Annotated in this window: 22 protein-coding genes; 18 read left to right on the top strand and 4 right to left on the bottom strand. The window is 60.0% G+C overall.

All coding sequences use genetic code 11. The features are described 5' to 3' along the window. Positions 1–15 precede the first annotated feature (15 nt). Positions 16–432 (top strand): DUF3010 family protein, encoded by a 417-nt coding sequence (locus V6L81_RS04685; protein ID WP_094999822.1) that lies wholly within the window; start codon positions 16–18, stop codon positions 430–432. On the opposite strand, the gene V6L81_RS04680 is transcribed toward V6L81_RS04685, so the two are convergent. After that, the gene (locus tag V6L81_RS04680) at positions 422–1,369 is read right to left on the bottom strand and encodes a GlxA family transcriptional regulator (RefSeq protein WP_095019593.1); all 948 of its coding nucleotides are present in this window, start codon (positions 1,367–1,369) and stop codon (positions 422–424) included. The genes V6L81_RS04685 and V6L81_RS04680 overlap by 11 nt on opposite strands. A gap of 165 nt (positions 1,370–1,534) precedes the next feature. Between V6L81_RS04680 and choX the strand changes: the two genes are divergently transcribed. From choX to V6L81_RS04655, 5 genes are all read left to right on the top strand, one after another. Beyond that, positions 1,535–2,461, top strand: coding sequence for a choline ABC transporter substrate-binding protein (gene choX, locus V6L81_RS04675; protein ID WP_095039048.1), 927 nt, complete (start codon positions 1,535–1,537; stop codon positions 2,459–2,461). Between the two features lie 73 nt (positions 2,462–2,534). Next, a complete protein-coding gene (locus tag V6L81_RS04670; protein WP_094999819.1) occupies positions 2,535–3,422 on the top strand; it encodes a 3-keto-5-aminohexanoate cleavage protein in 888 nt (295 codons plus the stop codon). Between the two features lie 153 nt (positions 3,423–3,575). Then, positions 3,576–4,541 (top strand): L-carnitine dehydrogenase, encoded by a 966-nt coding sequence (locus V6L81_RS04665; protein WP_094999818.1) that lies wholly within the window; start codon positions 3,576–3,578, stop codon positions 4,539–4,541. A 19-nt stretch (positions 4,542–4,560) separates the two neighbouring features. After that, the gene (locus V6L81_RS04660) at positions 4,561–5,034 is read left to right on the top strand and encodes a thioesterase family protein (RefSeq protein WP_094999817.1); all 474 of its coding nucleotides are present in this window, start codon (positions 4,561–4,563) and stop codon (positions 5,032–5,034) included. A 110-nt stretch (positions 5,035–5,144) separates the two neighbouring features. After that, positions 5,145–5,402: a hypothetical protein gene (locus tag V6L81_RS04655; protein WP_094999816.1), complete on the top strand. Its 258-nt coding sequence runs from the start codon at positions 5,145–5,147 to the stop codon at positions 5,400–5,402. Positions 5,403–5,522: 120 nt separating this feature from the next. Here V6L81_RS04655 and V6L81_RS04650 read toward each other — a convergent pair whose 3' ends face one another. Then, entirely contained in the window at positions 5,523–6,626 is a 1,104-nt protein-coding gene (locus V6L81_RS04650; RefSeq protein WP_088378748.1) for a GlxA family transcriptional regulator, read from the bottom strand. A 363-nt stretch (positions 6,627–6,989) separates the two neighbouring features. Continuing rightward, positions 6,990–8,366, bottom strand: a complete 1,377-nt coding sequence (locus V6L81_RS04645; RefSeq protein ID WP_338660507.1) for an L-serine ammonia-lyase — start codon at positions 8,364–8,366, stop codon at positions 6,990–6,992. A gap of 359 nt (positions 8,367–8,725) precedes the next feature. Between V6L81_RS04645 and V6L81_RS04640 the strand changes: the two genes are divergently transcribed. The 3 genes from V6L81_RS04640 (at position 8,726) to choV (ending at position 11,762) form a co-directional block, all read left to right on the top strand. Next, on the top strand, positions 8,726–9,673 hold the full coding sequence (locus V6L81_RS04640; protein WP_095019590.1) for a choline ABC transporter substrate-binding protein: 948 nt from the start codon (positions 8,726–8,728) through the stop codon (positions 9,671–9,673). Between the two features lie 68 nt (positions 9,674–9,741). Then, positions 9,742–10,587: a choline ABC transporter permease subunit gene (gene choW, locus V6L81_RS04635; RefSeq protein ID WP_094999813.1), complete on the top strand. Its 846-nt coding sequence runs from the start codon at positions 9,742–9,744 to the stop codon at positions 10,585–10,587. Further along, positions 10,584–11,762, top strand: a complete 1,179-nt coding sequence (gene choV / locus V6L81_RS04630; protein ID WP_094999812.1) for a choline ABC transporter ATP-binding protein — start codon at positions 10,584–10,586, stop codon at positions 11,760–11,762. The genes choW and choV overlap by 4 nt, the downstream gene beginning before the upstream one ends. Positions 11,763–11,887: 125 nt before the next feature. On the opposite strand, the gene V6L81_RS04625 is transcribed toward choV, so the two are convergent. Continuing rightward, positions 11,888–13,825 carry a BCCT family transporter gene (locus tag V6L81_RS04625; RefSeq protein WP_238705530.1) on the bottom strand — a complete coding sequence of 646 codons (1,938 nt, stop codon included), beginning with the start codon at positions 13,823–13,825 and terminating at the stop codon, positions 11,888–11,890. A 476-nt stretch (positions 13,826–14,301) separates the two neighbouring features. On the opposite strand from V6L81_RS04625, the gene betI reads away from it, so the two are divergent. The 9 genes from betI to V6L81_RS04580 all read left to right on the top strand — a co-directional run bounded on the left by betI (position 14,302) and on the right by V6L81_RS04580 (position 26,589). Continuing rightward, on the top strand, positions 14,302–14,895 hold the full coding sequence (betI, locus tag V6L81_RS04620; RefSeq protein WP_094999810.1) for a transcriptional regulator BetI: 594 nt from the start codon (positions 14,302–14,304) through the stop codon (positions 14,893–14,895). 109 nt (positions 14,896–15,004) lie between these two features. After that, positions 15,005–16,477, top strand: a complete 1,473-nt coding sequence (gene betB / locus V6L81_RS04615) for a betaine-aldehyde dehydrogenase (RefSeq protein WP_094999809.1) — start codon at positions 15,005–15,007, stop codon at positions 16,475–16,477. A 141-nt stretch (positions 16,478–16,618) separates the two neighbouring features. Beyond that, the gene (gene betA, locus V6L81_RS04610) at positions 16,619–18,322 is read left to right on the top strand and encodes a choline dehydrogenase (RefSeq protein WP_094999808.1); all 1,704 of its coding nucleotides are present in this window, start codon (positions 16,619–16,621) and stop codon (positions 18,320–18,322) included. A gap of 292 nt (positions 18,323–18,614) precedes the next feature. Then, complete coding sequence (locus V6L81_RS04605; protein ID WP_094999807.1) at positions 18,615–19,310, top strand: RraA family protein; 696 nt, start codon at positions 18,615–18,617, stop codon at positions 19,308–19,310. Between the two features lie 132 nt (positions 19,311–19,442). Then, a complete protein-coding gene (locus tag V6L81_RS04600) occupies positions 19,443–20,885 on the top strand; it encodes a TldD/PmbA family protein (protein WP_307987498.1) in 1,443 nt (480 codons plus the stop codon). Further along, complete coding sequence (locus V6L81_RS04595) at positions 20,885–22,222, top strand: TldD/PmbA family protein (protein ID WP_094999805.1); 1,338 nt, start codon at positions 20,885–20,887, stop codon at positions 22,220–22,222. The genes V6L81_RS04600 and V6L81_RS04595 overlap by 1 nt, the downstream gene beginning before the upstream one ends. A 125-nt stretch (positions 22,223–22,347) precedes the next feature. Beyond that, on the top strand, positions 22,348–23,778 hold the full coding sequence (mdtD, locus tag V6L81_RS04590; protein WP_095017825.1) for a multidrug transporter subunit MdtD: 1,431 nt from the start codon (positions 22,348–22,350) through the stop codon (positions 23,776–23,778). 150 nt (positions 23,779–23,928) lie between these two features. Continuing rightward, positions 23,929–25,266, top strand: a complete 1,338-nt coding sequence (gene dbpA / locus V6L81_RS04585) for an ATP-dependent RNA helicase DbpA (RefSeq protein WP_228795946.1) — start codon at positions 23,929–23,931, stop codon at positions 25,264–25,266. Positions 25,267–25,410: 144 nt separating this feature from the next. Next, positions 25,411–26,589: an NAD(P)/FAD-dependent oxidoreductase gene (locus tag V6L81_RS04580; protein ID WP_338660676.1), complete on the top strand. Its 1,179-nt coding sequence runs from the start codon at positions 25,411–25,413 to the stop codon at positions 26,587–26,589. Positions 26,590–26,685 lie beyond the last annotated feature (96 nt).

Raw genomic sequence — 26,685 nt, 5'->3', positions numbered from 1 at the left:
TAAACCAGGGTTTTTATGACTATTTGCGGTATCGAGATCAAAGGCAGCGAAGCCATTTTTGCAATGGCAGCCCAAGGCGCCAATGGCCTTGAACACAGGGCCAATGCCACCAAGAAAATCGCCCTGGACGACGATGACGAGAGCGTCAACGTCAAAGCCTTCGCCATGCAAATAGCGGCCTTTGTGAAAGCCAACGGCATCACCCGCATTGCAATCAAGAAGCGCAGCAAAAAGGGTGAATTTGCCGGTGGCCCGACTACCTTCAAGATCGAGGGCATCATCCAGTTGCTGGACGATTGCGAGGTGCAGTTGCTGTCGCCACAGACCCTCAATGCGCAATACAAGAAACACGCCTTCGACTTGCCCGCCTCGCTGAACAAGTATCAGCATGAGGCCTACAAGGCGGCGTGTGCGGCGTTGCTCAAGGGTTAGTAGCGGCAACCCGATCCTGCCTCGGCGCACAGGTAAACCGCGCCCGGTAGCTGCGGGTGAAATACGACGGTGACTCAAAGCCGCAGGCAATGCTGATGTCCAGCACGCTCATGTCGGTCTGACGCAGCAGTTGCCGGGCCTTTTCCAGGCGCAGGCCCAGATAGAAGTTGCGCGGGGTGTCGTTCAGGTGCAGACGGAACAGACGCTCCAGCTGGCGCCGCGTAACGTTGATGCCAAGCGCCAGTTGCGCAGTGCTCAGTGGCGGCTCGCTGTGCTGTTCCATCTCGCCAATCACCTGCACCAATTTCTTGTTATGAATGCCATAACGGCTCGCGACCTGCATGCGCTGGTGGTCTTTGCGCTGACGGATACGGCCAAGCACGAATTGCTCGGACACCTGAATCGCCAACTCAGGCCCATAAGCCTGGGCTATCAGGTCGAGCATCAGGTCGATGGAGGCTGTACCGCCTGCACAGGTGATGCGCTGGCGGTCAATCTCAAACAGCTCTTGAGTCACATGCAGCCTGGGGTATGACTCCTTGAACGCTTCCAGCGCCTCCCAATGCAAGGTCAGGCGATAGCCGTCGAGCAAACCTGCCTGCGCCAGTACCACGCTACCCGTGTCGATGCCACCCAAGGTGACGCCGTCGTTGTCCAGGCGACGCAGCCACTGAATCAGCGCCGGGGTCACGTGGGTCAGCGGATCAAAGCCGGCCACCACCAACAACGTCGCCCCGGCTTCAAGTGCCTCAAACCCGCCTTCGGCATTGACCGACATACCGTTGCTCGCCAACACGGCGCCACCCCCGCAACTGAGCACATGCCAGCGGTACAGCTCACCGCGAAAACGGTTGGCCACCCGCAGCGGCTCGATGGCCGAAATAAAGCCCATTGAGGAAAATCCGGGCAGCAGAAGGAAGTAGAAATCCTGGGCCATAGGGGGCGCTCTCACGTCGGTTCAGCGGATTGAACCACAGTCAGGTCGCTGCAGTGCAAATCCACGTCGCCCCAGTGCGGTTGCGCAGCACGCCGCCTGCGTACCTTGGTATCACGGTGCACAAAGACGCCGATCCCCCAATAACAACCTGCCGAGGCCCTCCCCATGAAACGACTGATCAGCTGTTGCCTGCTGGTACTGAGCCCCTACGCGTTGGCGGCTGAAGATGCTTCGTGCAAGAACGTACGCATGGGCGTGGTCAATTGGACCGATGTAATCGCCACCAGCGCCATGGCGCAAACCCTGCTCGACGGTCTGGGCTATAAAACCAAACAGACCAGTGCCTCACAGCAAATTATTTTCGCCGGCCTGCGTGACAAGCGGCTGGACATGTTTCTGGGTTACTGGAACCCGATCATGAACCAGAGCATTACCCCGTTTGTGGACGCCAAACAGGTCACGGTACTGGCCGAACCGAGCCTTAAAGACGCCAAGGCCATGCTTGCCGTTCCAACCTATATGGCTGACAAGGGGCTCAAAAGCTTTGCTGACATTGCCACATTCGAGAAAGAACTGGGCGGCAAGATTTACGGGATCGAACCGGGCTCCGGCGCCAATACCCAGATCAAGGCCATGATCGAGAAAAACCAGTTTGGCCTGGGCAAGTTCCAGTTGGTGGAGTCCAGTGAAGCCGGCATGCTCTCGGCGGTGACCCGCGCAGTAAAACGCAATGAGCCGATTGTGTTCTTCGGCTGGACCCCGCACCCGATGAATATTAATCAGGACATGACCTACCTGACGGGCAGTGAAGATGCCCTTGGCCCTGATGAAGGCCGGGCTACGGTGTGGACGGTCACTGCTCCGGACTACGCCAGCCGCTGCCCGAACGTCAGCCGTTTGCTCAGCAACCTGACCTTCAGCGCCGAAGACGAGAGCCGCATGATGCAGCCGCTGCTTGATCACAAGGATGCTCAAGCCTCCGCCCGGCAGTGGCTCAAGGACCACCCGCAAGACCAGCAGCGCTGGCTTGAAGGGGTGACCACGGTAGACGGCAAACCCGCTGCCGGGAACCTGAAACTCAGCGCTAAATAATTCAACACCGAGCCCGCCCTGCGCAGCCTGCAATGGCTGCGGTGTGGCGCTCTACGTCCCAAGGAAATGCCCCATGAACCACGACGTCATCATCACCTGCGCACTCACCGGTGCCGGCGACACCAGCGGCCGAAGCCCTCTGGTACCGGTCACCCCCAAGCAAATTGCCGAAGCTGCCGTGGAAGCGGCCAAGGCCGGAGCCACAGTGGTGCATTGCCATGTACGTGATCCAAAGACCGGACAGTTCAGCCGCGATGTAGCGCTGTACCGCGAACTGATGGAGCGCATCCGCGAGGCGGACATCGACATCATCGTCAACCTCACGGCCGGGATGGGAGGGGACTTGCATATCGGCCCGGGTGAGAACCCGATGGAGTTTGGTCCCAACACCGACCTGGTCGGCCCGCTGACCCGTCTGGCTCACGTCGAGGAGCTGTTGCCGGAAATTTGCACCCTGGACTGCGGCACCCTGAACTTTGGCGACGGCGACACGATTTACGTGTCCACCCCGGCACAGCTGCGAGCGGGCGCCAAGCGCATCCAGGAACTTGGCGTTAAAGCCGAACTGGAAATTTTCGACACCGGCCATTTGTGGTTCGCCAAACAGATGATCAAGGAAGGCCTGCTGGATGACCCGCTGTTTCAACTATGCCTGGGTATCCCGTGGGGCGCTCCGGCAGACACCACCAGCATGAAAGCCATGGTCGACAATTTGCCGCCTGATGCGGTGTGGGCCGGTTTCGGCATTGGTCGCATGCAAATGCCGATGGCCGCGCAGGCGGTGCTGCTGGGCGGCAACGTGCGGGTCGGGCTTGAGGACAATTTATGGCTGGACCGAGGAGTGCTGGCCACCAACGGGCAACTGGTGGAGCGCGCCACAGAGATCCTCAGCCGCCTGGGCGCACGGGTGCTGAGCCCGGCAGAAGGCCGGGTGAAGATGGGCCTTAAAGAACGCCGCTAAGCAACTACGCAGCAGCATTGCCTGTGGGAGCGAGCCTGCTCGCGAAGGTCGTCAACGATAACGCCTGTTGACTGAGTTATCGCGGTGCCCTTGGGGCCTTCGCGAGCAGGCTCGCTCCCACGCACTCTCATTATTGTTATCCAGGAGCACGCCATGACCTTTATCACCGAGATTAAAACCTTCGCCGCCCTGGGCAGCGGTGTCATTGGCAGCGGCTGGGTTGCTCGCGCCCTCGCCCACGGCCTGGACGTGGTGGCCTGGGACCCGGCCCCCGGTGCCGAAGCGGCCCTGCGCAAACGCGTCGCCAAAGCCTGGCCCGCACTGGAAAAAAGCGGCCTTGCTGAAGGCGCATCCCAACACCGGTTGCGGTTTGTCAGCACCATTGATGAATGCGTGCGCGATGCCGATTTTATTCAGGAAAGCGCCCCGGAGCGGCTCGACCTGAAGCTTGAACTGCACAGCAAAATCAGCGCCGCCGCCAAACCCGATGCATTGATCGGCTCCAGCACCTCGGGCCTGCTGCCCAGCGAATTTTATGAAACCTCCACACACCCCGAGCGCTGCATTGTCGGGCACCCGTTCAACCCGGTTTACCTGTTGCCATTGGTCGAGGTGGTGGGCGGGCAAAAAACCGCTCCCGAGGCCATTCAGGCGGCGATCAAGGTTTATCAATCCCTGGGCATGCGCCCCCTGCATGTGCGCAAGGAAGTGCCCGGGTTTATTGCCGATCGTCTGCTCGAAGCCTTGTGGCGCGAGGCGCTGCACCTGGTCAATGACGGTGTGGCCAGCACCGGTGAAATTGACGACGCCATTCGCTTTGGCGCAGGGTTGCGCTGGTCGTTCATGGGTACCTTTTTGACCTACACCCTGGCCGGTGGCGATGCCGGAATGCGACATTTCATGAACCAGTTCGGCCCGGCGCTGCAACTGCCGTGGACGTATTTGCCCGCTCCGGAACTGAGCGAAAAACTGATCGACGATGTGGTGGAAGGCACCACTGAACAACTCGGCCAGCACAGCATTGCCGCGCTGGAAAGCTATCGGGATGACTGCCTGCTGGCGGTGATGGAAGCGGTGAACGCAACCAGACTCAAACATGGCATGACCATCAACGACTGATCGAACCGCGAGGTACAGCATGCCCACCCTCACCACCTACACCACGCCCATTCTTGAAGAATGGGTCGATTACAACGGCCACTTGCGCGACGCCTTTTATCTGCTGATTTTCAGCTACGCCACGGATGCCCTGATGGACCGCCTGGGGCTGGACAGCCAGGGCCGCGAAGCCAGCGGTCATTCACTGTTCACCCTGGAGGTGCATCTTAATTACCTGCACGAGGTGAAGCTCGGCGCCCACGTTGAAGTGCGTACCCAGCTCATCGGCCACGACAAAAAACGCCTGCATGTCTATCACAGCCTGCACCTGGCAGGTGATGGGCGAGCCCTCGCGGGCAATGAGCAAATGCTGCTGCACGTGGACTTGGCAGGCCCGCGTTCCGCACCCTTTGGCGAGCACACGCTGGCCGTATTGCAGGCCATCGGGGAGCAACAGCGTGATCTGCCGAGACCCGAGTATGTGAGTCGGGTGATTGCCTTGCCTGTGCCTTAAAACGACCTGTTCTTAGGCATATCAGACATATCACCAAACCGCCCTTGCCCACTGGCTAAAGCCCTACCAGAATCAGACTTCGATCGCGCTTTGTAGAAGGATAAAAAGTCATGATGCACGCGGATTTGATTGATGAGCAGGATCTGGTTGGCCAACTGCGCTCGCTGGGCTTTGAAGTGTCAGGTACGGCGGAGCAGGCCTGCACAACGGCAGTCTGTGGGCTGAACGAGACCAATGCCCGCGCCCTCAAGGGGTTGGTCGAAAAGCTCTACACCGGCAGCGCAACCATTTTGCCTGCAGTGCGCGAGGCCATTGACCGGCAGTTGCTGCCGGGCTTGGCGCAGTTCAAGCAGAGCAAGGTCGGGTAAGGCAAAAGCGTCCTCACCCTAGCCCTCTCCCGAAGGGAGGGGGACTAAAAGCAAAAGCAGTTTTGCGCCTCGATACAGATCAAGCGCCCTCCCCACCCCGGGTGAGGGCGCTTTTGATTGTTAAATCCTCACACTGGCAAACGTCGACTCATTGCGCGCCTGATTCAACGCCGACATCGGCCCGGCCAGCGGCGCCAGCAACAGGGACTGCGGGATCTGCACCAGGGTGGTCTGCTGCGCAGTGTTGGAACCCACCCGCTCATCCCGTGGCGGAATGCCGAAGTATTCGCGGTAGCACTTGGAAAAATGCGGCGTGGACACAAATCCGCACACCGCCGCCACTTCAATAATCGACATCGGTGTTTGCTTGAGCAACTGCCGCGCCCGCACCAGCCGCAACTTCAGGTAATAGCGCGACGGCGAACAATGCAGGTACTTCTGGAACAAGCGCTCGAGCTGGCGCCGCGACACAGTCACATACACCGCCAGCTCATCAAGGTCGATGGGCTCTTCGAGGTTGGCTTCCATCAACGCGACGATTTCCTGCAGCTTGGGCTGGTTGGTGCCAAGCATGTGCTTGAGCGGCACGCGCTGGTGGTCCTGCTCGTTGCGGATACGTTCATACACAAACATTTCCGAAATCGCCGCCGACAGTTCACGGCCATGATCGCGGCTGATCAGGTGCAGCATCATGTCCAGCGGTGCCGTGCCGCCCGAGCTGGTAAAACGGCTGCGGTCGAGGGTAAACAGCCGCGTGCTCATGGCCACGCGCGGGAAGGCTTCCTGCATCGAGGCCAGGCATTCCCAGTGCACACTGCAATCAAAACCGTCGAGCAAGCCGGCATAGGCCAGGGCCCAGCTGCCGGTGCACACGGCACCCAGGCGACGGGACTGGCGCGCCTGACTCTGCAACCAGGACACATGCTCACGGGTCACGGTGCGCTGAATGCCGATACCACCACACACGATGACCATGTCCAGCGCCGGAGCCTTGTGCATGCTGGCGTCGGGGGTCACCTGCAGACCGTCACTGGCCCAGACCTGACTGCCATCGGCGCTGAGGGTGCTCCAGCGATACAACTCACGGCCCGACAACTGGTTGGCCATGCGCAAAGGTTCTATCGCGGAAGCCAGGGAAATGAGCGTGAAATTGTCCAGCAGCAGAAAGCCGATGGATTGAGGCGTACGGTTCTGGGGTTGGACCCCGGAGTTGAACGACGTCATCGCGGTATCTCCTCACACAAAGCGGGTGATGGCCTCAGGCACAGGCTCTTGTTATTACCCTCGTTTCACGGGGCTTTGAAATGACAACGCAAATGCCATGCCTAAACTTGAATGGCTATTCAACAAAGCCTGAAAACGACGTCGCAATGTGTCTGGCAGGGTGATGGGAAATGACGGTTAAACACGGATACACAGGTGCTGACCGAGGCTGTTGAGCACATCGGTAGCACTTGTGGGAAGGGTGTAGGAGCTGCTCGGTTACAGAATGTCACCGAAAGTACGAGTGCGCCAAAACGGGTCGGTGTGCGCTGAAAAAGCGCCGAGGCTGTAGGAGCAAGCCCGCTCCCAGAGGTGTTTGGGGGTTCAACATTCCACCGCACTGACGGCCAGGCCGCCGCGCGAGGTTTCCTTGTATTTGTCGTGCATGTCGGCACCGGTGTCGCGCATGGTGCGGATCACCCGGTCCAGGGAAATAAAGTGCTGGCCGTCACCGCGCAAGGCCATCTGCGCCGCATTGATCGCCTTGACTGCGGCAATCGCGTTGCGCTCGATGCAGGGTACTTGAACCAACCCGCCCACCGGGTCACAGGTCAGGCCCAGGTTATGCTCCAGACCAATTTCAGCGGCGTTGCACAGTTGCTCCGGGGTGGCGCCGAGGATTTGCGCCAGCCCGGCAGCCGCCATCGCGCAGGCCGAGCCGACTTCGCCCTGGCAGCCCACTTCAGCCCCGGAAATCGACGCATTCTTTTTGCACAAAATGCCGATCGCCGCGGCGCTCAGCAGGTAGTCGACCACATGCGCTTCGCTGACTTCATCGCTGAATTTCATAAAGTAGTGCAACACTGCCGGGATGATCCCTGCCGCACCATTGGTGGGCGCCGTGACCATGCGCCCGCCGGCTGCGTTTTCTTCGTTGACCGCCAGGGCGAACAGGTTGACCCATTCCATCGCGCTCAGGGTCGAGCCGATCACATTGGGCTTGCCCAGTTCCAGCAGGCTGCGGTGCAGGCGCGCAGCACGCCGACGTACATTGAGGCCGCCGGGCAGGATGCCTTCATGTTTCAGGCCTTGCTCCACGCAGTCCTGCATGGCGCGCCAAAGTTTGATCAGACCGCAGCGGATTTCATCTTCGCTGCGCCAGATGCGTTCGTTGGCCATCATCAATGCCGCCACGCTCAGGTGATGTGTGCGGCACAGGTCCAGCAGTTCGACGGCACTATTAAAATCGTAAGGCAGCTCGGTGCGATCCATGTCCAATACGCCACTGGCCGCTTGCGCCGCATCCACTACAAAGCCACCGCCAACCGAGTAATAAGTATCGCCATGCAATATGCTGTGCCCGCTGTGCGCTACCAGGGTCATGGCATTGGGATGAAATGCCAGGTTCTCGTCTATCAGGCGCATATCCTGCGCCCAGTCGAACGGAATCGGTACATGGCCGTCGAGTAACAGGGTGCGGCTTTCGCGCAGCTGCGCGATACGCGAACCAATGCAGGACGGATCAATCGCATCCGGCCATTCCCCCATCAAACCCATGATGACCGCGTTGTCACTGCCATGACCGATACCGGTGGCCGACAGCGAGCCATAGAGCTGCACTTCGATACGGCTTACCTGTTGCAGTTGATCGCGTTCACGCAAGCCCTGCACAAACAGCGCCGCCGCCCGCATCGGGCCCACGGTGTGGGAACTGGAAGGGCCGATACCGATCTTGAACAGGTCAAACACGCTGATAGCCATGAGCACGAACCTCGGGGGTGAATGCCTTGCATCATGGGGTGTTTGCAGTCGGCAAAAACGTCCAGCTACGACCCGCCTTTGCCTGCCAGCGCCCCCGACGTTTTATAGGGCGCAGAGGTATGAAAAAGACAGTTTTCAAGCCTCATTCGTCCAGATACGACCTCGCAGGTACTAGATACGACCCTGCCTGTACTGGATGCGACGCCCCCTGTAGGCGTTTGATTTTCGCTGTTACATGATCGGTTCTGACTCGATTGCAAGATGCGCTGGCAACACGCCTGCCGGGCATCGCCCGACCGCAACTGATATGTGCGGCTTTTCGATCGAAAACCGCAACCCGGACACACAGGAGTCGCTCCATGACACATTCCTCATCGTTGTTGCTGGCTGCATTGCTGAGTCTGCCCGTCATCGCCCAGGCAGCAGAACCGGCGCAATGCAGTACCGTCAATTTTTCGGATGTCGGCTGGACCGACATCACCGTCACCACCGCCGTTACCAGCGAAGTGCTCAAGGGCCTGGGCTACAAAACCAAAACCACCATGATTTCCGTGCCGGTTACCTACAAGTCGCTGGCCGATGGCAAGAACATGGACGTGTTTCTCGGCAACTGGATGCCGACCATGGAAAACGACATCAAGGCCTACCGCGACGCGGGCACCGTCGAGACAGTGCGCGCCAACCTGGAGAACGCCAAATACACCCTCGCCGTACCCGAAGCCCTCTATGAGAAGGGCCTCAAGGACTTCTCCGATCTGCCCAAATTCAGCAAGGAACTGGACGGCAAGATCTACGGCATCGAGCCGGGCAACGACGGCAACCGCATGATCCAGACCATGATCGACAAAAACGCCTTCGGCCTGAAGGACGCCGGCTTCAAAGTGGTGGAATCCAGCGAAGCGGGGATGCTGTCGCAGGTTGACCGCGCCCAGCGTCGTGGCACCGAGGTGGTGTTCCTGGGCTGGGAACCCCACCCGATGAACACTCGCTTCAAAATGAAATACCTCACCGGTGGCGATGAGTTCTTCGGCCCCAACTATGGTCAGGCGACCATCTACACCAACACCCGCAAGGGCTACACCGAAGAATGCAGCAACGTGGGTCAGTTACTGAAGAATCTGGTGTTTACCCTGGACATGGAAAGCACCCTGATGGGCAAGGTGCTGGACGACAAGATCAAACCCGACGCGGCCGCCAAAGCCTGGCTCAAACAAAACCCGCAAGTGCTTGAAAGCTGGCTCGCGGGTGTTACCACGGTGGATGGCAAGCCCGGGCTTGAGGCCGTTAAAGCCAGCCTTGCGAAGTAATCGCGGGCGTCGGGCGGCAACTGCGCCCGGCTCCGTTTCAATTCCCCTGCATGCGGACGTTCACTACCATGCTGATTGATCAAAAAATCCCTCTGGGCGATTACATTGCAAACTTCGTCGACTGGCTGACCCAGCACGGCGCCAGCACCTTCGATGCCATCGCCAGCACGCTGGAAGCCATGATCCACGCCGTGACCTTTGCCCTGACCTGGTTCAATCCCTTTGTGTTTATCGGGCTGATTGCACTGTTTGCCCACTTTATCCAGCGCAAGTGGGGGCTCACGGTTTTTGTGGCGCTGTCGTTTCTGCTGATCCTTAACCTGGGGTATTGGCAAGAAACCATGGAAACCCTGGCCCAGGTGCTGTTCGCTACATTTGTATGCGTGATCATCGGCGTGCCGCTAGGAATTCTCGCGGCGCACAAACCCATGTTCTACACCTTTATGCGTCCTGTTCTCGACCTGATGCAGACCGTTCCTACCTTCGTTTACCTGATCCCGACCCTGACCCTGTTCGGGCTGGGCGTGGTGCCGGGGCTGATTTCCACAGTGGTATTTGCCATTGCCGCGCCGATCCGCCTGACTTACCTGGGCATCCGCGATGTCCCCCATGAGTTGCTTGATGCGGGCAAGGCCTTTGGCTGCTCCCGTCGCCAGTTGCTCACCCGTATCGAGCTTCCCCACGCCATGCCGAGCATCGCCGCCGGGATTACCCAATGCATCATGCTGTCATTGTCGATGGTGGTGATCGCCGCCCTGGTGGGTGCCGATGGTCTGGGCAAACCGGTGGTCAATGCCCTCAACACTGCCGATATCGCCTTGGGCTTTGAAGCCGGGCTGGCGATCGTGCTGCTGGCCATCATGCTCGACCGTATCTGCAAGCAGCCGGACGCCAAAGCAGGAGCCGACGCATGAGTATTATCCGTTTCGATAATGTTGACGTGATCTTCGCCAAAGACCCCCGCGCAGCACTCGGCCTTCTGGACCAGGGCTTGTCGCGGGATCAGATCCTGAAAAAAACCGGGCAGATTGTTGGCGTCGAAAAGGCCAGCCTGGACATCGAAAAAGGTGAAATCTGCGTACTGATGGGTTTGTCAGGCTCGGGGAAATCCAGCTTGCTGCGCTGCATCAACGGGCTCAATACGGTCAGTCGCGGCCAGTTGTATGTAGAGCACGAAGGCAAGCAGATAGACATTGCCTCGTGCACCCCTGCCGAACTGAAGATGATGCGCACCAAGCGCATCGCCATGGTGTTTCAGAAATTCGCCCTGATGCCCTGGCTGACGGTGCGCGAAAACATCAGCTTCGGGCTGGAGATGCAGGGCCGTCCCGAAAAGGAACGCCGCACCCTGGTGGATGAAAAACTTGAGCTGGTGGGTCTGACTCAATGGCGCAATAAAAAGCCCGATGAGTTGAGCGGCGGCATGCAGCAGCGGGTTGGCCTGGCGCGGGCACTGGCGATGGACGCCGATATCCTGCTGATGGACGAACCCTTTTCGGCACTTGACCCGTTGATCCGCCAGGGCTTGCAGGATGAGCTGCTGGAACTGCAACACAAGCTGAACAAGACCATTGTGTTTGTCAGCCATGACCTGGACGAAGCACTCAAGCTGGGCAGCCGCATTGCGATCATGAAAGACGGCAAGATCGTGCAGTACAGCAAGCCTGAAGAAATCGTGCTCAACCCCGCCGATGACTATGTACGCACCTTTGTTGCCCATACCAACCCGCTCAACGTGCTGTGCGGACGCAGCCTGATGCGCACACTGGACAACTGCAAACGCATCAATGGCTCGGTGTGCATCGACCCGGGGGATGACTCGTGGATTGATCTGGCGGAGGGCAACACCATAAAAGGCGTGCGCCAGGGTGCTGCTGTGGTGGACCTGCAACACTGGAAAAGCGGTCAGGCAGTAGAAGGCCTGGGGCGTGGGCCAACCCTGGTGGACAGTGGCATCGGCATGCGCGATGCACTACAGATCCGTTACCAGACCGGCAACAAACTGGTGCTGCACGACGATCACAAAGTGGTAGGGATACTGGGGGATACAGAGCTGTATCACGCGCTGCTGGGCAAGAATCTGGGGTAGGCATTACCCTCACCCCAACCCTCTCCCGGAGGGAGAGGGAGCTGACTTGTGGAGATAGTGAGTCAGCATGCAGTCAGTCCCCTCTCCCTCCGGGAGAGGGTTAGGGTGAGGGGCTTTTGCAGTTCTTAGCTATATACGCGGCCAAGGAGTTGGCGATGGCTTTCAAACTGATCGAGCACGTCACGGCTGATCTGCTCCTGGGTGAAGCCCATCAAGTCGTACTCCTGGTTACCGTTGTGCAAGTACACCTCAGCTCGGTAATAACGGCTGCGCACTTCGTCTTCACCCGACTCGCTCGGTGCGGCCAGGTAGCCATCCAGGCTGACTTCGTAGACAAACGGGTTGCCTTCTTCCATTTCAACCCGCACGCCCATGCAACGCTTGGCGCTGCCCAGCAGGGTCTGCACATCAAGCCCCTGACTACGCAATTGTACCGCCGCATCTTCCAGTGCCGGGGTCACGTGTTTGTCCATAAAACGCTGCACCACGGCTTGAGTCGGTTGCAGGTCCTGTGCAGTCAGCCGCTCGCTGAAACCACGACGGCCACGGGCAGCCAGCTCGGCTTGTTCCTGTTCAACCAGAGTGTCCTGGCGCATCGCCTTGTGCAGGCCAAACATAAACAGGATCAATACCACCGAAAACGGCAAACCGGCCAGTACCACCATGGTTTGCATCGCCGCAAAGTTACCGGCAAACAGCAGGCCGATAGTCACCAGCGTGATTACCGCCGACCAGAAGATCCGCAGCCAGTGCGGCGCATCTTCGTCCACATCACCGCCTTTGCACGACAGGTTGGCCATCATCACCGCGCCGGAGTCGGCCGGGGTCAGGAACAGCACAAAGCCGACAAAGATCGAGACACCGATAACAATTTTCGACGCAGGGTAATGCTCAAGCAGTTGATAAATCGCCATCGACGGCTGCTCAAGCGCCGTTTTACCCAGCTCCACGGCACCGTGGTTAACCACCAGGTCCAGCGCCGAGTTACCGAAGATCGACAACCAGGCCAAGGTGAAGCCCAGCGGAATCAACAGCACGCCCGCCACCAGTTCACGCACCGTGCGACCACGGGAAATACGCGCGATAAACATCCCGACAAATGGGGCCCAGGAAATCCACCAGGCCCAGTAGAACAGAGTCCACAGGCCCAGCCAGCCTTCGGTTTTCCTGCTGTCGCCTTCGTACACGTACAGGTCGAAGGTTTTCATCACGATACCGTTGAGGTAGTCGCCGGTGTTTTGCACAAAACCGTTGAGCAGGTGCAGGGTCGGACCGAACAGCAGCACGAAAATCAGCAGGCCACTGAACAGGATAATGTTCAGGTTGGACAGTCGGCGGATGCCGTTTTCAACGCCCGAGACTGCAGCAATGGTCGCCACGGTGCTCATCACGATGATCACGATCAACAGGTTGGTGTTGCTGTGCTCCATGCCGAACAGGTTCTCAAGCCCCGACGACACTTGCATCGAACCAATGCCCAGGTTGGTCACCAGGCCCAGCAGTGTCACGAACATACCGAAGCCATCCACCGCATGGCCCGCAGCACCTTTGACCCAGCGCTCGCCCATCAACGGATACAGCGCCGAACGCAACGCCAGCGGCTGGTTGTGACGGTAGGCAAAATAGGCCACGGCCAGACCGACCAGCGCGTAAATCGCCCAGCCATGCAGACCCCAGTGCAGGAAAGTCAGTTGCAACGCCTGGCGCGCTGCTTCATGGCTGCCCGACACGCCTTCAGGCGGGTTGAAGTAGTGATCCAGCGGCTCGGATGCGCCGAAGTACAGCAGCGAAATACCGATACCGGACGAGAACAGCATCCCGGCCCAGGCGCCATAGCTGAAATCCGGGGTGTCCTGTTTCGTTCCCAGTTTCAATTTTCCGTAGGACGAAAACGCCAACCCGACCACAAAGATCAGATAAGCAGCGATGACTACCATGTAGTACCAGCCGAAGCTGCGCGACAGCCATTCCTGGGCCACACCCAGGATACGGCCCGCTTCTTCGGGAGCAATGATCAGGATGGCAGTCAGCAAAAGTATCAAGGCAGTGGAGGTGTAAAACACCCAACCGTTGACCGTCACCTTTTGCGGTGGGGTCTTTATAAGAGAGGCAGAACTCATTGCACGGATGCTCCAGGGAGTGCGAGACAAGGACTTAAGGCAACGCACCACACGACCATTCGCCTAGATAGCGACCAACGGTCGAGTGATATAAAGACACCGCTAAAAAACCGGACCCGCCCAGACCGCGTTCAAAACCTGTGTGCGTCCCCTTGAAATCAAGGGCTGCCCCGCGTGGTCTGATGCGTTGTGCCTGTTTGGATCTCCCGTCAGCGCCTGCGAAAGCCTGCTTCTGCTTGGGTTCCATGGGAATTTACCGTGTCGATTTGCGCCATTCATGCGTAGGAAAACGACATAAATCGCGACGATTTGTCGCAGAGCTTATTCTTTGTTGATTGAACGTTCAATCAAAACAAAATAGACTGGCTGCCGTTCAGTGATGTTTTTGCACTGACCGCCGGCCCAAGGAGATTTGCGAAATGCCCAAGGTCGGTATGCAACCCATACGCCGCCAGCAGTTGATCGAAGCCACATTGACGGCTGTCGATCAGGTCGGGATGGCAGATGCCAGCATTGCGCTGATTGCCCGTCTGGCCGGTGTGTCCAACGGCATCATCAGTCACTACTTCAAAGACAAGAACGGTCTGATTGCCGCCACCATGCGGTACTTGATGAACGTCTTGATCGATAACGTCACCGAGCGCCGCCAGGCGTTGGGCGACGACAGCCCGCGGGCTCATTTACAGGTCATCGTCGAGGGCAACTTCGACGCCAGCCAGGTCAATGGCCCGGCAATGAAAACCTGGCTGGCCTTTTGGGCGGCCAGCATGCACCAACCGTCGTTGCACAGATTGCAGCGGATCAACGACCACCGCTTGTACTCCAATCTGTGCTGCCAGTTCCGCCGGGTGTTGCCCCAGGCCCAGGCCCGCAATGCAGCACGAGGCCTGGCAGCGCTCATCGATGGTCTATGGTTGCGGGGTGCCCTTTCCGGTGACGGCTTCGACACCGACCAGGCACAACGCATCTGCTACGAATATATGGATCTACAACTGGCGAAACAGGTGAGTTAGGCCCAATTAACGCTTAACCCCTGAACTGTCGTGAATCTGCGGTGCCACAGCTAGAGGGCACCCGACTCACGATTAACGCCCACCACTTGTCTGCACTTGCGAGGATTTTATGGCCCGTTTCGAACTGCAAAAACTCTACATCGACGGCGGCTACACCGACGCCGGTAGCGACGCTACTTTCGATGCCATCAACCCGGCTAACGGCGAAGTCCTCGCGCAAGTGCAACGCGCTACCAAAGAAGACGTCGAGCGCGCTGTAGTCAGCGCCGAAAAAGGCCAGAAAATCTGGGCCGCCATGACGTCCATGGAGCGTTCGCGAATCCTGCGTCGCGCCGTGGAAATCCTGCGCGAGCGCAACGATGAACTGGCCGCCCTGGAAACCCTGGACACCGGCAAGTCGTACTCCGAAACCCGTTATGTCGACATCGTCACCGGCGCCGACGTACTGGAGTACTACGCAGGTCTGGCGCCCGCCATCGAAGGCGAGCAAATCCCGCTGCGCGACACTTCGTTCGTGTACACCCGTCGCGAGCCGTTGGGCGTTGTGGCCGGTATCGGCGCGTGGAACTACCCGATCCAGATCGCCCTGTGGAAATCCGCACCGGCCCTGGCTGCCGGCAACGCAATGATCTTCAAGCCAAGTGAAGTCACTTCCCTGACTACCCTGAAGCTCGCCGAAGTCTTCACCGCAGCGGGCCTGCCGGACGGCGTGTTCAACGTTCTGACTGGCAGCGGCCGTGAAGTGGGCACCTGGCTGACCGAGCACCCGCGCATCGCGAAAATCTCGTTCACCGGCGGCACCGATACCGGCAAGAAAGTCACCGCCAGTGCTACCCAGTCGTCGCTCAAAGACGTGACCATGGAACTGGGCGGCAAATCACCGCTGATCATTTTCGACGACGCCGACCTGGATCGCGCCGCGGATACCGCGATGATGGCCAACTTCTACAGCTCGGGCCAGGTGTGCACCAACGGCACCCGCGTATTTATCCCGACGGCCATGAAAGCGGCGTTTGAAGCCAAGATTCTGGAGCGCGTAGCGCGCATCCGTATCGGCAACCCGCAAGACGAAAACACCAACTTCGGCCCGCTGGTCAGCTTTGCTCACATGGAAAGCGTGCTGGGCTACATTGCCAAGGGCAAAGAAGAAGGCGCCCGCCTGCTGTGCGGCGGTGAACGCCTGACCGAAGGTGATCTGGCCAAAGGCGCATTCGTGGCACCGACCGTGTTCACCGACTGCACCGATGACATGACCATCGTCAAAGAAGAAATCTTCGGCCCGGTCATGAGCATCCTCACCTACGACAGCGAAGAAGAAGTGATCCGCCGCGCCAACGACACCGAGTTCGGCCTGGCTGCCGGCGTCGTGACCAAGGACCTGAACCGCGCTCACCGCGTGATTCATCAGCTGGAAGCGGGCATTTGCTGGATCAACGCCTGGGGTGAGTCCGACGCAAAAATGCCGGTGGGCGGCTACAAGCAATCGGGCATTGGCCGTGAAAACGGTATCAGCTCGCTGGCTCAGTACACCCAGATCAAATCGGTACAGGTAGAGCTGGGCGACTACGTTTCGGTGTTCTAAACCGACAGGCCCGCATAAACCCTGTGGGAGCGGGCTTGCTCGCGATACAGGCGACGCGGTGCATCAGTTGCACCGCGCTGATGCAATCGCGAGCAGGCTCGCTCCCACAAGCTCTGCCACAACTTCAAAGAGGGTGCATTTATGTCCCAAGAATTCGATTACATCATCATTGGTGCCGGCTCTGCCGGTAACACCCTGGCGACCCGTCTGACTGAAGACCAAGGCGTCACCGTGCTGCTGCTTGAAGCAGGCGGCCCGGACTACCGTTTCGACTTCCGCACGCAGATGCCTGCGGCGCTGGCATTCCCGCTGCAAGGGCGTCGCTACAACTGGGCCTTCGAGACCGATCCAGAGCCACACATGGATAACCGTCGCATGGAATGTGGCCGCGGCAAGGGCCTGGGCGGTTCGTCCCTGATCAACGGCATGTGCTACATCCGCGGTAACGCGATGGACTACGACGGCTGGGCGAAATACCCGGGCCTCGAAGACTGGTCGTACCTGGACTGCCTGCCATACTTCCGCAAAGCCGAAACCCGCGATATCGGCCCCAACGACTACCACGGTGGCGATGGTCCGGTCAGCGTGACCACGCCCAAAGCCGGGAACAACGTGTTGTTCCACGCCATGGTTGAAGCCGGTGTACAGGCCGGTTACCCGCGCACCGAAGACCTGAACGGCTATCAGCAGGAAGGTTTCGGCCCGATGGACCGTACCGTGACGCCGAACGGCCGTCGCGCCAGTACCGCCCGCGGCTACCTGGACACGGCCAAGCAGCGTTCGACCCTGAAAATCGTCACCCACGCCCTGACCGACAAGATCCTGTTTGAAGGTAAACGCGCCGTTGGCGTTTCCTACATGGTCGGCGACAGCGACACCCGAATCCAGGCCAAGGCCCGCAAGGAAGTGCTGCTGTGCAGCGGCGCAATCGGCTCGCCAACCGTGCTGCAACGCTCCGGCGTCGGCCCGGCCGAACTGCTCAACAGCCTCGATATCCCGGTGGTGCACGACCTCCCGGGCGTGGGCCAGAACCTGCAGGATCACCTTGAGTTGTACCTGCAATACGCCTGCACCCAGCCGGTGTCGCTGTACCCGTCGCTGCTTTGGTACAACCAGCCGGCCATTGGTGCCGAGTGGCTGTTCCTGGGCAAAGGCATCGGTGCCAGCAACCAGTTTGAAGCCGGTGGTTTTATTCGCACCCGCGAAGAGTTCGAATGGCCGAACATCCAGTACCACTTCCTGCCGGTAGCGATTAACTACAACGGCAGCAACGGGGTGAAAGAGCACGGTTTCCAGGCGCACATGGGCTCCATGCGTTCGCCGAGCCGTGGCCGGATCAATGTGAAGTCCAAGGACCCGCGCGAGTATCCGAGCATCCTGTTCAACTACATGGCCAGCGAGCAGGACTGGCAGGAATTCCGCGACGGCATCCGCCTGACCCGTGAAATCATGCAGCAGCCAGCACTGGATGCATTCCGTGGCCGTGAAATCAGCCCGGGCATCGACAAGCAGACCGACGAAGAGCTGGATACCTTTATCCGCGAACACGCCGAGACCGCGTTCCACCCGTCCTGCTCGTGCAAAATGGGCACCGACGAAATGGCTGTGGTCGACGGCGAAGGCCGTGTGCATGGCATGCAGGGCCTGCGTGTGGTCGATGCCTCGATCATGCCGCTGATCACCACCGGCAACCTCAATGCACCGACGATCATGATCGCCGAGAAAATTGCCGACAAGATCCGTGGCCGCCAGCCGGAGCCGCGCAGCACTGCCGACTACTACGTCGCAGGCGACGCGCCGGTACGCGGCAAGCCGCTGCGTGAAGTGAGCCGTACTGCGCAGTAAGCACTATCCGTAGCAGTTGACGAGCGGAGCGAGGCTACGTCCGGCGGCACAGCCGTCGTAAATTCAGGTGATGCGGTTCTTCTGATGAATCGCGTCATCTGGTTTCACGGTCGCTTCGCAACCGGACGCAGCCTCCTTCCTTCGGCAGCTGCTACGAATTTTGTGTAACTCTTGAGTTTCATCTTGCCCCGCTTGCCCCCGCTTCAGCGCAGGCCTAATCTAGTGCCTCGCTTCGCGCCACACCCCCCCGCCCCACCCGACATGCCAGCCTTGCCTGGCCAAGAGGTTTTCTATGTTTGATGTTGTCTCTTCGAGCAAATGGCCGACCGGCTTCCTGATTAATCCAAACGCAGAACCTCTCGATCCAAAATGGCTCACCGAATTCAGCAAGATCCCCGCAGCCGCAGTCAGTGACTGTCTGGGCCGCAACGTGGGTGGTCTGGGCCTCAAGCCGTTCCACGGTACCCGCCCGATGCTGGGCAGCGCGCTGACCGTCCGTGTACGCCCGGGCGACAACCTGATGATCCTCAAAGCCATGCAAATGGCCCGCCCCGGCGATGTGCTGGTGATCGACGGCAGTGCCGACCTGACCCGTGCCGTGTTCGGCGGCATCATGCGTGCCATGGCCCTCAAGGCCGGGATTGTCGGCGTGGTGATCAACGGCGCCCTGCGCGACCTCGACGAGTGGCAGACCGGTGAACTGCCCGCCTATGCCATCGGCGGCGTACATCGCGGCCCGAGCACTGACGGCGGCGGCGAAATCAACGTCCCCATCTCGTGTGCCGGTATGCTGGTAATGCCAGGCGACCTGATGATCGGCGACGGTGACGGCGTGGTTGCGGCTTCGCGCAGTGAACTGCCGGAATTGCTGATCCGTTGCCACGATCTGCTGGCCCGTGAGCAGGCAACGCTCAAGGCAATCAAAGAAGGCACCCTGGACCCGGACCGTTTTGACGCCATCCTGCGCGCCAAGGGTTGCCCGGTTTAACACGCTACGCGCGCCCCTGTGGGAGCGGGCTTGCTCGCGATGGCATCACCGCGGTCCAGCGGGTTAACCGCACTGCCTGCATCGTGAGCAAGCCCGCTCCCACAGACCCACCAAGTCCAAGGAGGTCTGTGCATGTTCGATTTCTACCCTCAGCTCAAGCAGCGCTTTGCCGCACTGCGCACCCGGGCCGAGTTCTTTTCGTTACGCTATGTACGCGAGTCCGGGCAATACCTGTCGGTACGCAAGAACGTCGCAGAGCCTCCCTCATTCAGTCACGACCAGGGCGCCATGCTCACCGTGCGGTTGCGCGGTATCGAAGCCTACGCCGCCACCAACGACCTGTCCCAGGCCGGCCTGCAGGCCGCGCTTGATCGCGCTGAAACCCAGGCCCAGCTGATCGCCGGGCATGCGCTGCTCAACCTGAGCCAGGAACCGGTGTGCCATGAGCGCGCCGACTTTTTCTCACCCGATCTTGACCAGGCTTTCCCCTCACTCAGCGAGTGCTTTGCCCTGCTGGGCGCCGAATCAGCCGCCGTGCCCAAAGACGAGCGGCTGGTGAGCTGGGTGGTTTCACTGGGCCTCAATCACGTCGAGCAAATTTACCTGAACAGCGCCGGCGCCGAGCTGCGCCGGGCGCAGCGCTTTGTTTACCCGGGCATGAGTGTCACTGCCTATGACGGCAACGACAGTCAAAGCCGTAGCCTGGGCCGCGAAAACTTCGGCCAGCAAGGTGGCGCCGATGTGATCAGCCGCTGCGGGCTGATCGGTGCCGCACCCCAGGTCGCCGATCAGGCCCTGCAATTGCTGCTGGCACCCAATGCTCCTGTCGGCAAACGCGATCTGCTGCTGATGCCCGACCAGATGATCCTGCAAATCCATGAGTCCATCGGACACCCGCTGGAACTGGACCGCATTCTCGGTGACGAGCGCAATTACGCCGGTACCAGCTTCGTCAAGGCCAGCGACTTCGGCAGCCTGCAATATGGCTCAAAGCTGCTGAACGTGACCTTCGACCCAACCATCCCCGAGGAGCTCGCCAGCTACCGCTTCGACGACGACGGCACCCCGGCCTACAAGGAGTTCCTGATCCGCGAAGGCTTGCTGCTACGCCCGCTGGGTGGCGCACTGTCACAGTTCCGCTCGGGCCTCGAAGGCGTGGCCAACAGCCGCGCCTGCGGCTGGAACCGGCCACCGATTGACCGTATGGCCAACCTCAATATCGAGCCAGGCGATCAGTCGCTTGAGCAAATGATCGGCGGTATCGAAAGCGGTATTCTGATGGCCACCAACCGGTCCTGGTCGATCGACGACGCGCGCAACAAGTTCCAGTTCGGTTGCGAGTGGGGCCAGTTGATCGAGGAAGGTGAACTCAAGGGCGTGGTCAAAAACCCCAACTACCGGGGCATTTCCGATCAGTTCTGGCGCAACCTCAGCGCCGTGGGCGACGCCAGCACCTTCAAGGTGCTGGGCACCCCGAACTGCGGCAAGGGCGAACCCAACCAGGTGATCCGCGTGGGCCATGCGTCCCCCGCCTGCGTGTTCAGTCAAATCGATGTGTTTGGAGGTGATGCCTGATGAGTACCCCATTGAGTCAGGCCGAGCAGTTCAAGGGGTTGGTCGAGTGGTTGGGCAAAGCGATCCTTGCGCCTGAGCAGTTCACCCTGGGCTATAACGGCGAAGCATCGGAATTTATCCGTTTCAACAAGGGCAAGGTGCGTCAGGCCGGACAGGTGCAACAGGCCAGCCTGAGCCTGAAGCTGATCCACGACGGCCGCCACGCCGATGTGAACCTCACCCTGGCTGGCGAGCCTAATGTCGACAAACAGCGCCTGGCCGATGCCCTGCGGCAACTGCGCGACACCTTGCCATTGTTGCCCGCCGATCCGTATTTACTGCTCAACCCGCAGCCGTGGAACAGCCATAACGTGCAGAACCAGCCCCTGCCGGACACGGCCCGGGTTCTGGAAGAAATCCGCAGTGCATCCAAAGGCGTAGATCTGGTCGGATTTTATGCCAGCGGCCCGATCAGCTACGGCTATGCCAGCTCCGAGGGCGCGTTTGGCTGGCATCAGGCCAATAGCTTCAATTTCGACTGGAGTTTGTTCCACAGCAACGGTCAGGCGGTCAAGGCCAGCTACGCCGGCGCCGACTGGGACAGCGAACGTTTCGCCCGGCGCATGCAACTGGCCCGCGAGCAACTGAGTTTCCTCGATCGCCCGCTGCATGCCCTGGCGCCCGGTGAGTACCGAGCCTACCTGGCGCCGGCGGCGCTGGAAGAAGTGATGAGCATGCTGTGCTGGGGCGGTTTTTCGGCCCAGGCACTGGCCAGCAAATCCAGCCCGCTGCAAAAGCTCTACGCGGGCGATGCGCAACTGAGCCCGCTGGTGTCGTTTGACGAGCAGGTCAGCCAGTCCCTGAGCCCGGCGTTTTCCGGCGAGGGGTATCCGCGTCAGGACTTGTCGCTGGTCAAACACGGCAAAGCCGAGCAGCAACTGGTGAGTTCTCGCAGTGCCGCCGAGTATGGCCTTGAGGTCAACGGCGCACCGGAGGGCGAAGCCCCGAGCGCACTGGCGATGGCGGCAGGGAGCCTGGTGCAGGCCGACATCCTCAAGCAGTTGGGCACCGGGTTGTATATCAGCAACCTGTGGTACCTGAACTACTCGGACCAACCGGCCGCCCGCCTGACCGGCATGACCCGCTTTGCCACTTTCTGGGTGGAAAACGGCGAGATAAAGGCCCCGGTCAACACCATGCGCTTTGATGACAGCGTCTATAGTCTGCTGGGTTCACAACTGGAAGCGCTGACAGCCGAGCGTGAGTTGTTGCTCTCGGCCAGCACCTACGACCAACGCCAGACGGCGTCAAATCTGCTGCCGGGGGCATTGGTCAAAAAGCTCACGCTGACGCTGTAACACCTGTGGGAGCGGGCTTGCTCGCGATTGCGTCGCCGCGGTTTACCTGAAAAAACCCGGGCCTCTGCATCGCGAGCAAGCCCGCTCCCACAGAGGATTATCGACAGTCCATAAAAAGAGGTCCTATGCCCGTACGCCCGGTTCTAAGCCCTGAAACCCTGCGCTGGTTGCCGTGGGTGGTGGCCATCGCGTTTTTCATGCAGTCACTCGACGGCACCATCCTCAACACCGCCCTGCCCGACATGGCCCGCGACCTCGACGAAAACCCGCTGCGCATGCAAGGTGTGATCGTTGCCTACATGCTCACCGTTGCCTTGCTGATCCCGGCCTCGGGGTGGATCGCCGACCGCTTCGGCACCAAAAAAATCTTTTTCAGCGCCATCCTGCTGTTCAGTTTCGGCTCGTTGCTCTGCGCCCTGTCCGGCACTCTCAACGAGCTGATCGGCGCACGGATCGTCCAGGGCCTGGGTGGTGCCCTGATGCTGCCCATCGGCCGGCTGGTGGTGCTCAAGGCCTATCCGCGCTCGGAGCTGGTGCGGATCATGGGTTTTATCACCATTCCCGGCCTGCTCGGCCCGCTGATAGGCCCCACGATGGGCGGCTGGATGGTGCAGTACCTGAGCTGGCACTGGATTTTCCTGATCAACCTGCCCGTGGGCGTTCTCGGTTGCTGGGCCGTCTGGCACTTCATTCCGGATTTGCGCGGCAGCGAGCGCACCCGTTTTGACGGGTTGGGTTTTGTGCTGTTTGGCGCGGCGATGGTGTTTATCACCATTGCCATGGAAGGCCTGGGCGAGCTGCATATGCCGCACCTGCGGGTGATGTTGCTGCTGTTTGCGGGCATGGCCTGTCTGGCAGCGTACTGGTTACGCGCGGGCAATATCAGCAACCCGCTGTTCTCCCCGGTGCTGTTCAAAACCAAGACCTTCGCAGTGGGCATCCTCGGTAACCTGTTCGCCCGCCTGGGCAGCGGCGCCCTGCCGTTTCTGGTGCCCTTGCTGTTGCAGGTCGCGCTGGGCTATTCCCCGTCACAGGCCGGGATGAGCATGCTGCCACTGGCCGCGGCCGCCATGCTGGCCAAATGGGTGGCCAGGCCATTGATCGAGCGCGTGGGATACCGCACCGTGCTGACGGCCAACACCTTCGCCCTTGGCCTGATGCTGGCCAGCATGGGGCTGGTTACCGAACACACGCCATACCCGTTGTTGCTGTCAATGCTGGCCGTTTTGGGAGCGATCAACTCATTGCAGTTCACCGCCATGAACACCGTCACCCTGATCGATCTCGACGACGCCAGCGCCAGCAGCGGCAACAGTTTGCTGTCGGTGGTGGCGCAACTGTCCCTGAGCCTGGGCGTGGCTTGCGCCGGGGCATTGCTTGGCGGCTTTACCGGGGATGGCGGCAACGATGGGGTGGACACGGTGCTGGGCGCGTTCCAGCTGACCTTCCTCACAGTAGGGATCATGGCGATGCTGGCAGCGGCGATTTTCCTGCAACTGTCACCCCAGGATGGCCGCAAACCCAAGGCCAACTCGGAACATGAGCTGGAACATTAAGCTACTTTTCGCCAAGAACTGGATGACATCTCGTCCAGAATGTTCAGGCAAAGGGCATGGGACTGGTACACTGCGCGACATTTTGTTTTGCAGGCCAGTCCCGTGACCACCATTGCCACCGCTTTTAACACTCTGCCTCTGTCCGCCGCCATGCTGGCTAACCTCGACTCCCTCGGTTATGCCCAGATGACGCCGATTCAGGCGCAGAGCTTGCCGGTGATCCTCAAAGGCATGGACCTGATCGCCCAGGCCAAGACCGGTAGTGGCAAAACTGCCGCCTTCGGCATCGGCCTGCTGAACCCGATCAACCCGCGCTTCTTCGGCTGCCAGGCCCTTGTGATCTGCCCGACCCGCGAACTGGCTGACCAGGTCGCCAAGGAAATCCGCCGCCTGGCCCGCGCCGAAGACAACATCAAGGTCCTGACCCTGTGTGGTGGCGTGTCGTTCGGCCCGCAGATCGGTTCGCTGGAGCACGGCGCGCACATCATCGTCGGCACTCCGGGGCGTATCCAGCAACACTTGCGCAAAGGCTCGCTGGTACTGGACGGTCTGAACACCCTGGTACTGGACGAAGCTGACCGCATGCTGGACATGGGCTTCTATGACGCCATCGAAGACATCATTGTCAAAACCCCGGAGCGTCGCCAGACCTTGCTGTTCTCGGCCACTTACCCGGCCGGTATCAAGCAGCTGTCGTCCAAGTTCATGCGCAACCCTCAGCAGGTAAAAGCAGAGGCGCTGCACACTGACAGCCAAATCGAGCAGCGTTTCTACGAAATCTCGCCTGAAGAGCGCATGAGCGCCGTGACCAAGGTACTGGGCCACTTCCGCCCGCAGTCTTGCGTGGCGTTCTGCTTCACCAAGCAGCAGGTGCAGGAAACCGTTGATCACCTGACCTCCAAGGGCATTTCGGCCGTCGGCCTGCACGGCGACCTGGAGCAGCGCGACCGTGACCAGGTACTGGCCATGTTTGCCAACCGTTCGACTTCGGTACTGGTTGCCACCGACGTAGCCGCCCGTGGTCTGGACATCGACGCGCTGGACATGGTGCTCAACGTTGAGCTGGCCCGCGATTCGGAAATCCATATTCACCGTGTTGGCCGTACCGGCCGTGCGGGCGAAAAAGGCGTGGCCATCAGCCTGGTTGCACCGTCCGAAGCGCACCGCGCCCAGGCCATCGAGCAGTTGCAGAAAGCTCCGCTGAACTGGGAAACCCTGGACACCCTCACCTCTCAGGGCGGCGCACCGTTGCTGCCGGCCATGAGCACACTGGTGATCGGCGCAGGTCGTAAAGACAAGGTTCGCCCAGGCGATATCCTTGGCGCACTGACCGGCGACGCAGGCATCCCGGGTGCCCAGGTTGGCAAGATCGCCATCTTTGACTTCCAGGCCTACGTGGCGGTTGACCGCACCATTGCCAAGCAGGCTGCACAGCGCCTGAGCGAAGGCAAAATCAAAGGCCGCGTATTGCGCGTACGGGTTTTGTAAGACGCTTCAAGAGCCCCCTCACCCCAACCCTCTCCCGGAGGGAGAGGGGGCAGATTTGCATAGAATTCGAAATCACCCTGGTCAAGCTCCCTCTCCCTCAGGGAGAGGGCTGGGGTGAGGGCTGCTTTTACCGAGGACACCGCTTTGCGCTCTACCGACGTTGTGATTATTGGCGCTGGCGCCGCAGGCCTGATGTGCGCACTGACCGCCGCCAACCGTGGGCGCAAGGTGATGCTGATCGACCACGCCAACAAGGCAGGCAAAAAGATCCTGATGTCGGGCGGTGGCCGCTGCAACTTCACCAACATGTACACCGAGCCCAACAATTTCCTGTCGCAGAACCCGCACTTTTGCAAGTCGGCCCTGGCCCGCTACACCCAGTGGGACTTTATCGAGATGGTCGCCAAACACGGGGTGCCCTACCACGAGAAAAAACTCGGCCAGCTGTTTTGCGACAACAAATCCAGCGACATCCTCGAAATGCTCCTCGACGAGTGCAAACAGGCCGGCGTCAGCCTGCACCTGGACACTTCAGTCGAACAGATCGAAAAAACCGACAACGGCTACAGCCTCAATACAACGCTGGGGCCGGTTGACTGCCAGTCTCTGGTGGTCGCCACCGGCGGGCTGTCGATCCCGACCCTGGGCGCCACAGGCTTCGGCTATCAAATCGCCAAACAGTTCGGCCACACCTTGCTGCCAACCCGGGCAGGCCTGGTGCCGTTCACTATCACCGATCAGCTCAAAGAGATCTGCACCGAGCTGTCGGGCACGTCGGTGGATTGCCTGGTGAGCTGCAACGACCAGAGCTTTCGCGAAAATATCCTGTTCACCCACCGTGGTTTGAGCGGGCCGGCGATCTTGCAGATTTCCTCGTTCTGGAACCCCGGTGATACGGTTGAGATCAATCTGCTGCCCGACCTCGACGCCCTGAGCTGGCTGCAAACACAGCAGGTTGAGCGCCCCAACAGCGAGTTGAAAACCCTGCTGGGTGAAATCTTCACCAAGAAGATGGCCAATCTGCTGGCCGAGCACTGGCTCGAGTCCAAGCCAATGAAGCAGTACACCCCGGCGGAGCTGGCGCAGGTGGCGGACAAACTGGCGTGCTGGAAGGTGGTCCCCGCGGGCACCGAAGGTTATCGCACCGCTGAAGTGACCCTGGGTGGGGTCGATACCCGCGAAGTGTCGTCCAAGACCATGGAATCGCTGAAAAGCCCCGGCCTGTATTTTGTCGGCGAAGTGCTGGATGTAAGCGGCCATCTTGGCGGCTTCAACTTCCAGTGGGCGTGGGCTTCGGGGTATGCAGCGGCGCAGTACGTCTGACCTGCCCCCCGTAGCCGCTGCTGCAACCTGCAGCAGCGTCTGCAGGGGCGCATGAAAAATATTTTTGGTTCGATGTGACAGCCCCATTGCACTGTC

Source organism: Pseudomonas bubulae (genome assembly GCF_037023725.1).
Taxonomy (GTDB): Bacteria; Pseudomonadota; Gammaproteobacteria; order Pseudomonadales; family Pseudomonadaceae; genus Aquipseudomonas; species Aquipseudomonas bubulae.
This window is presented reverse-complemented; position numbering and strand designations above follow the sequence as displayed.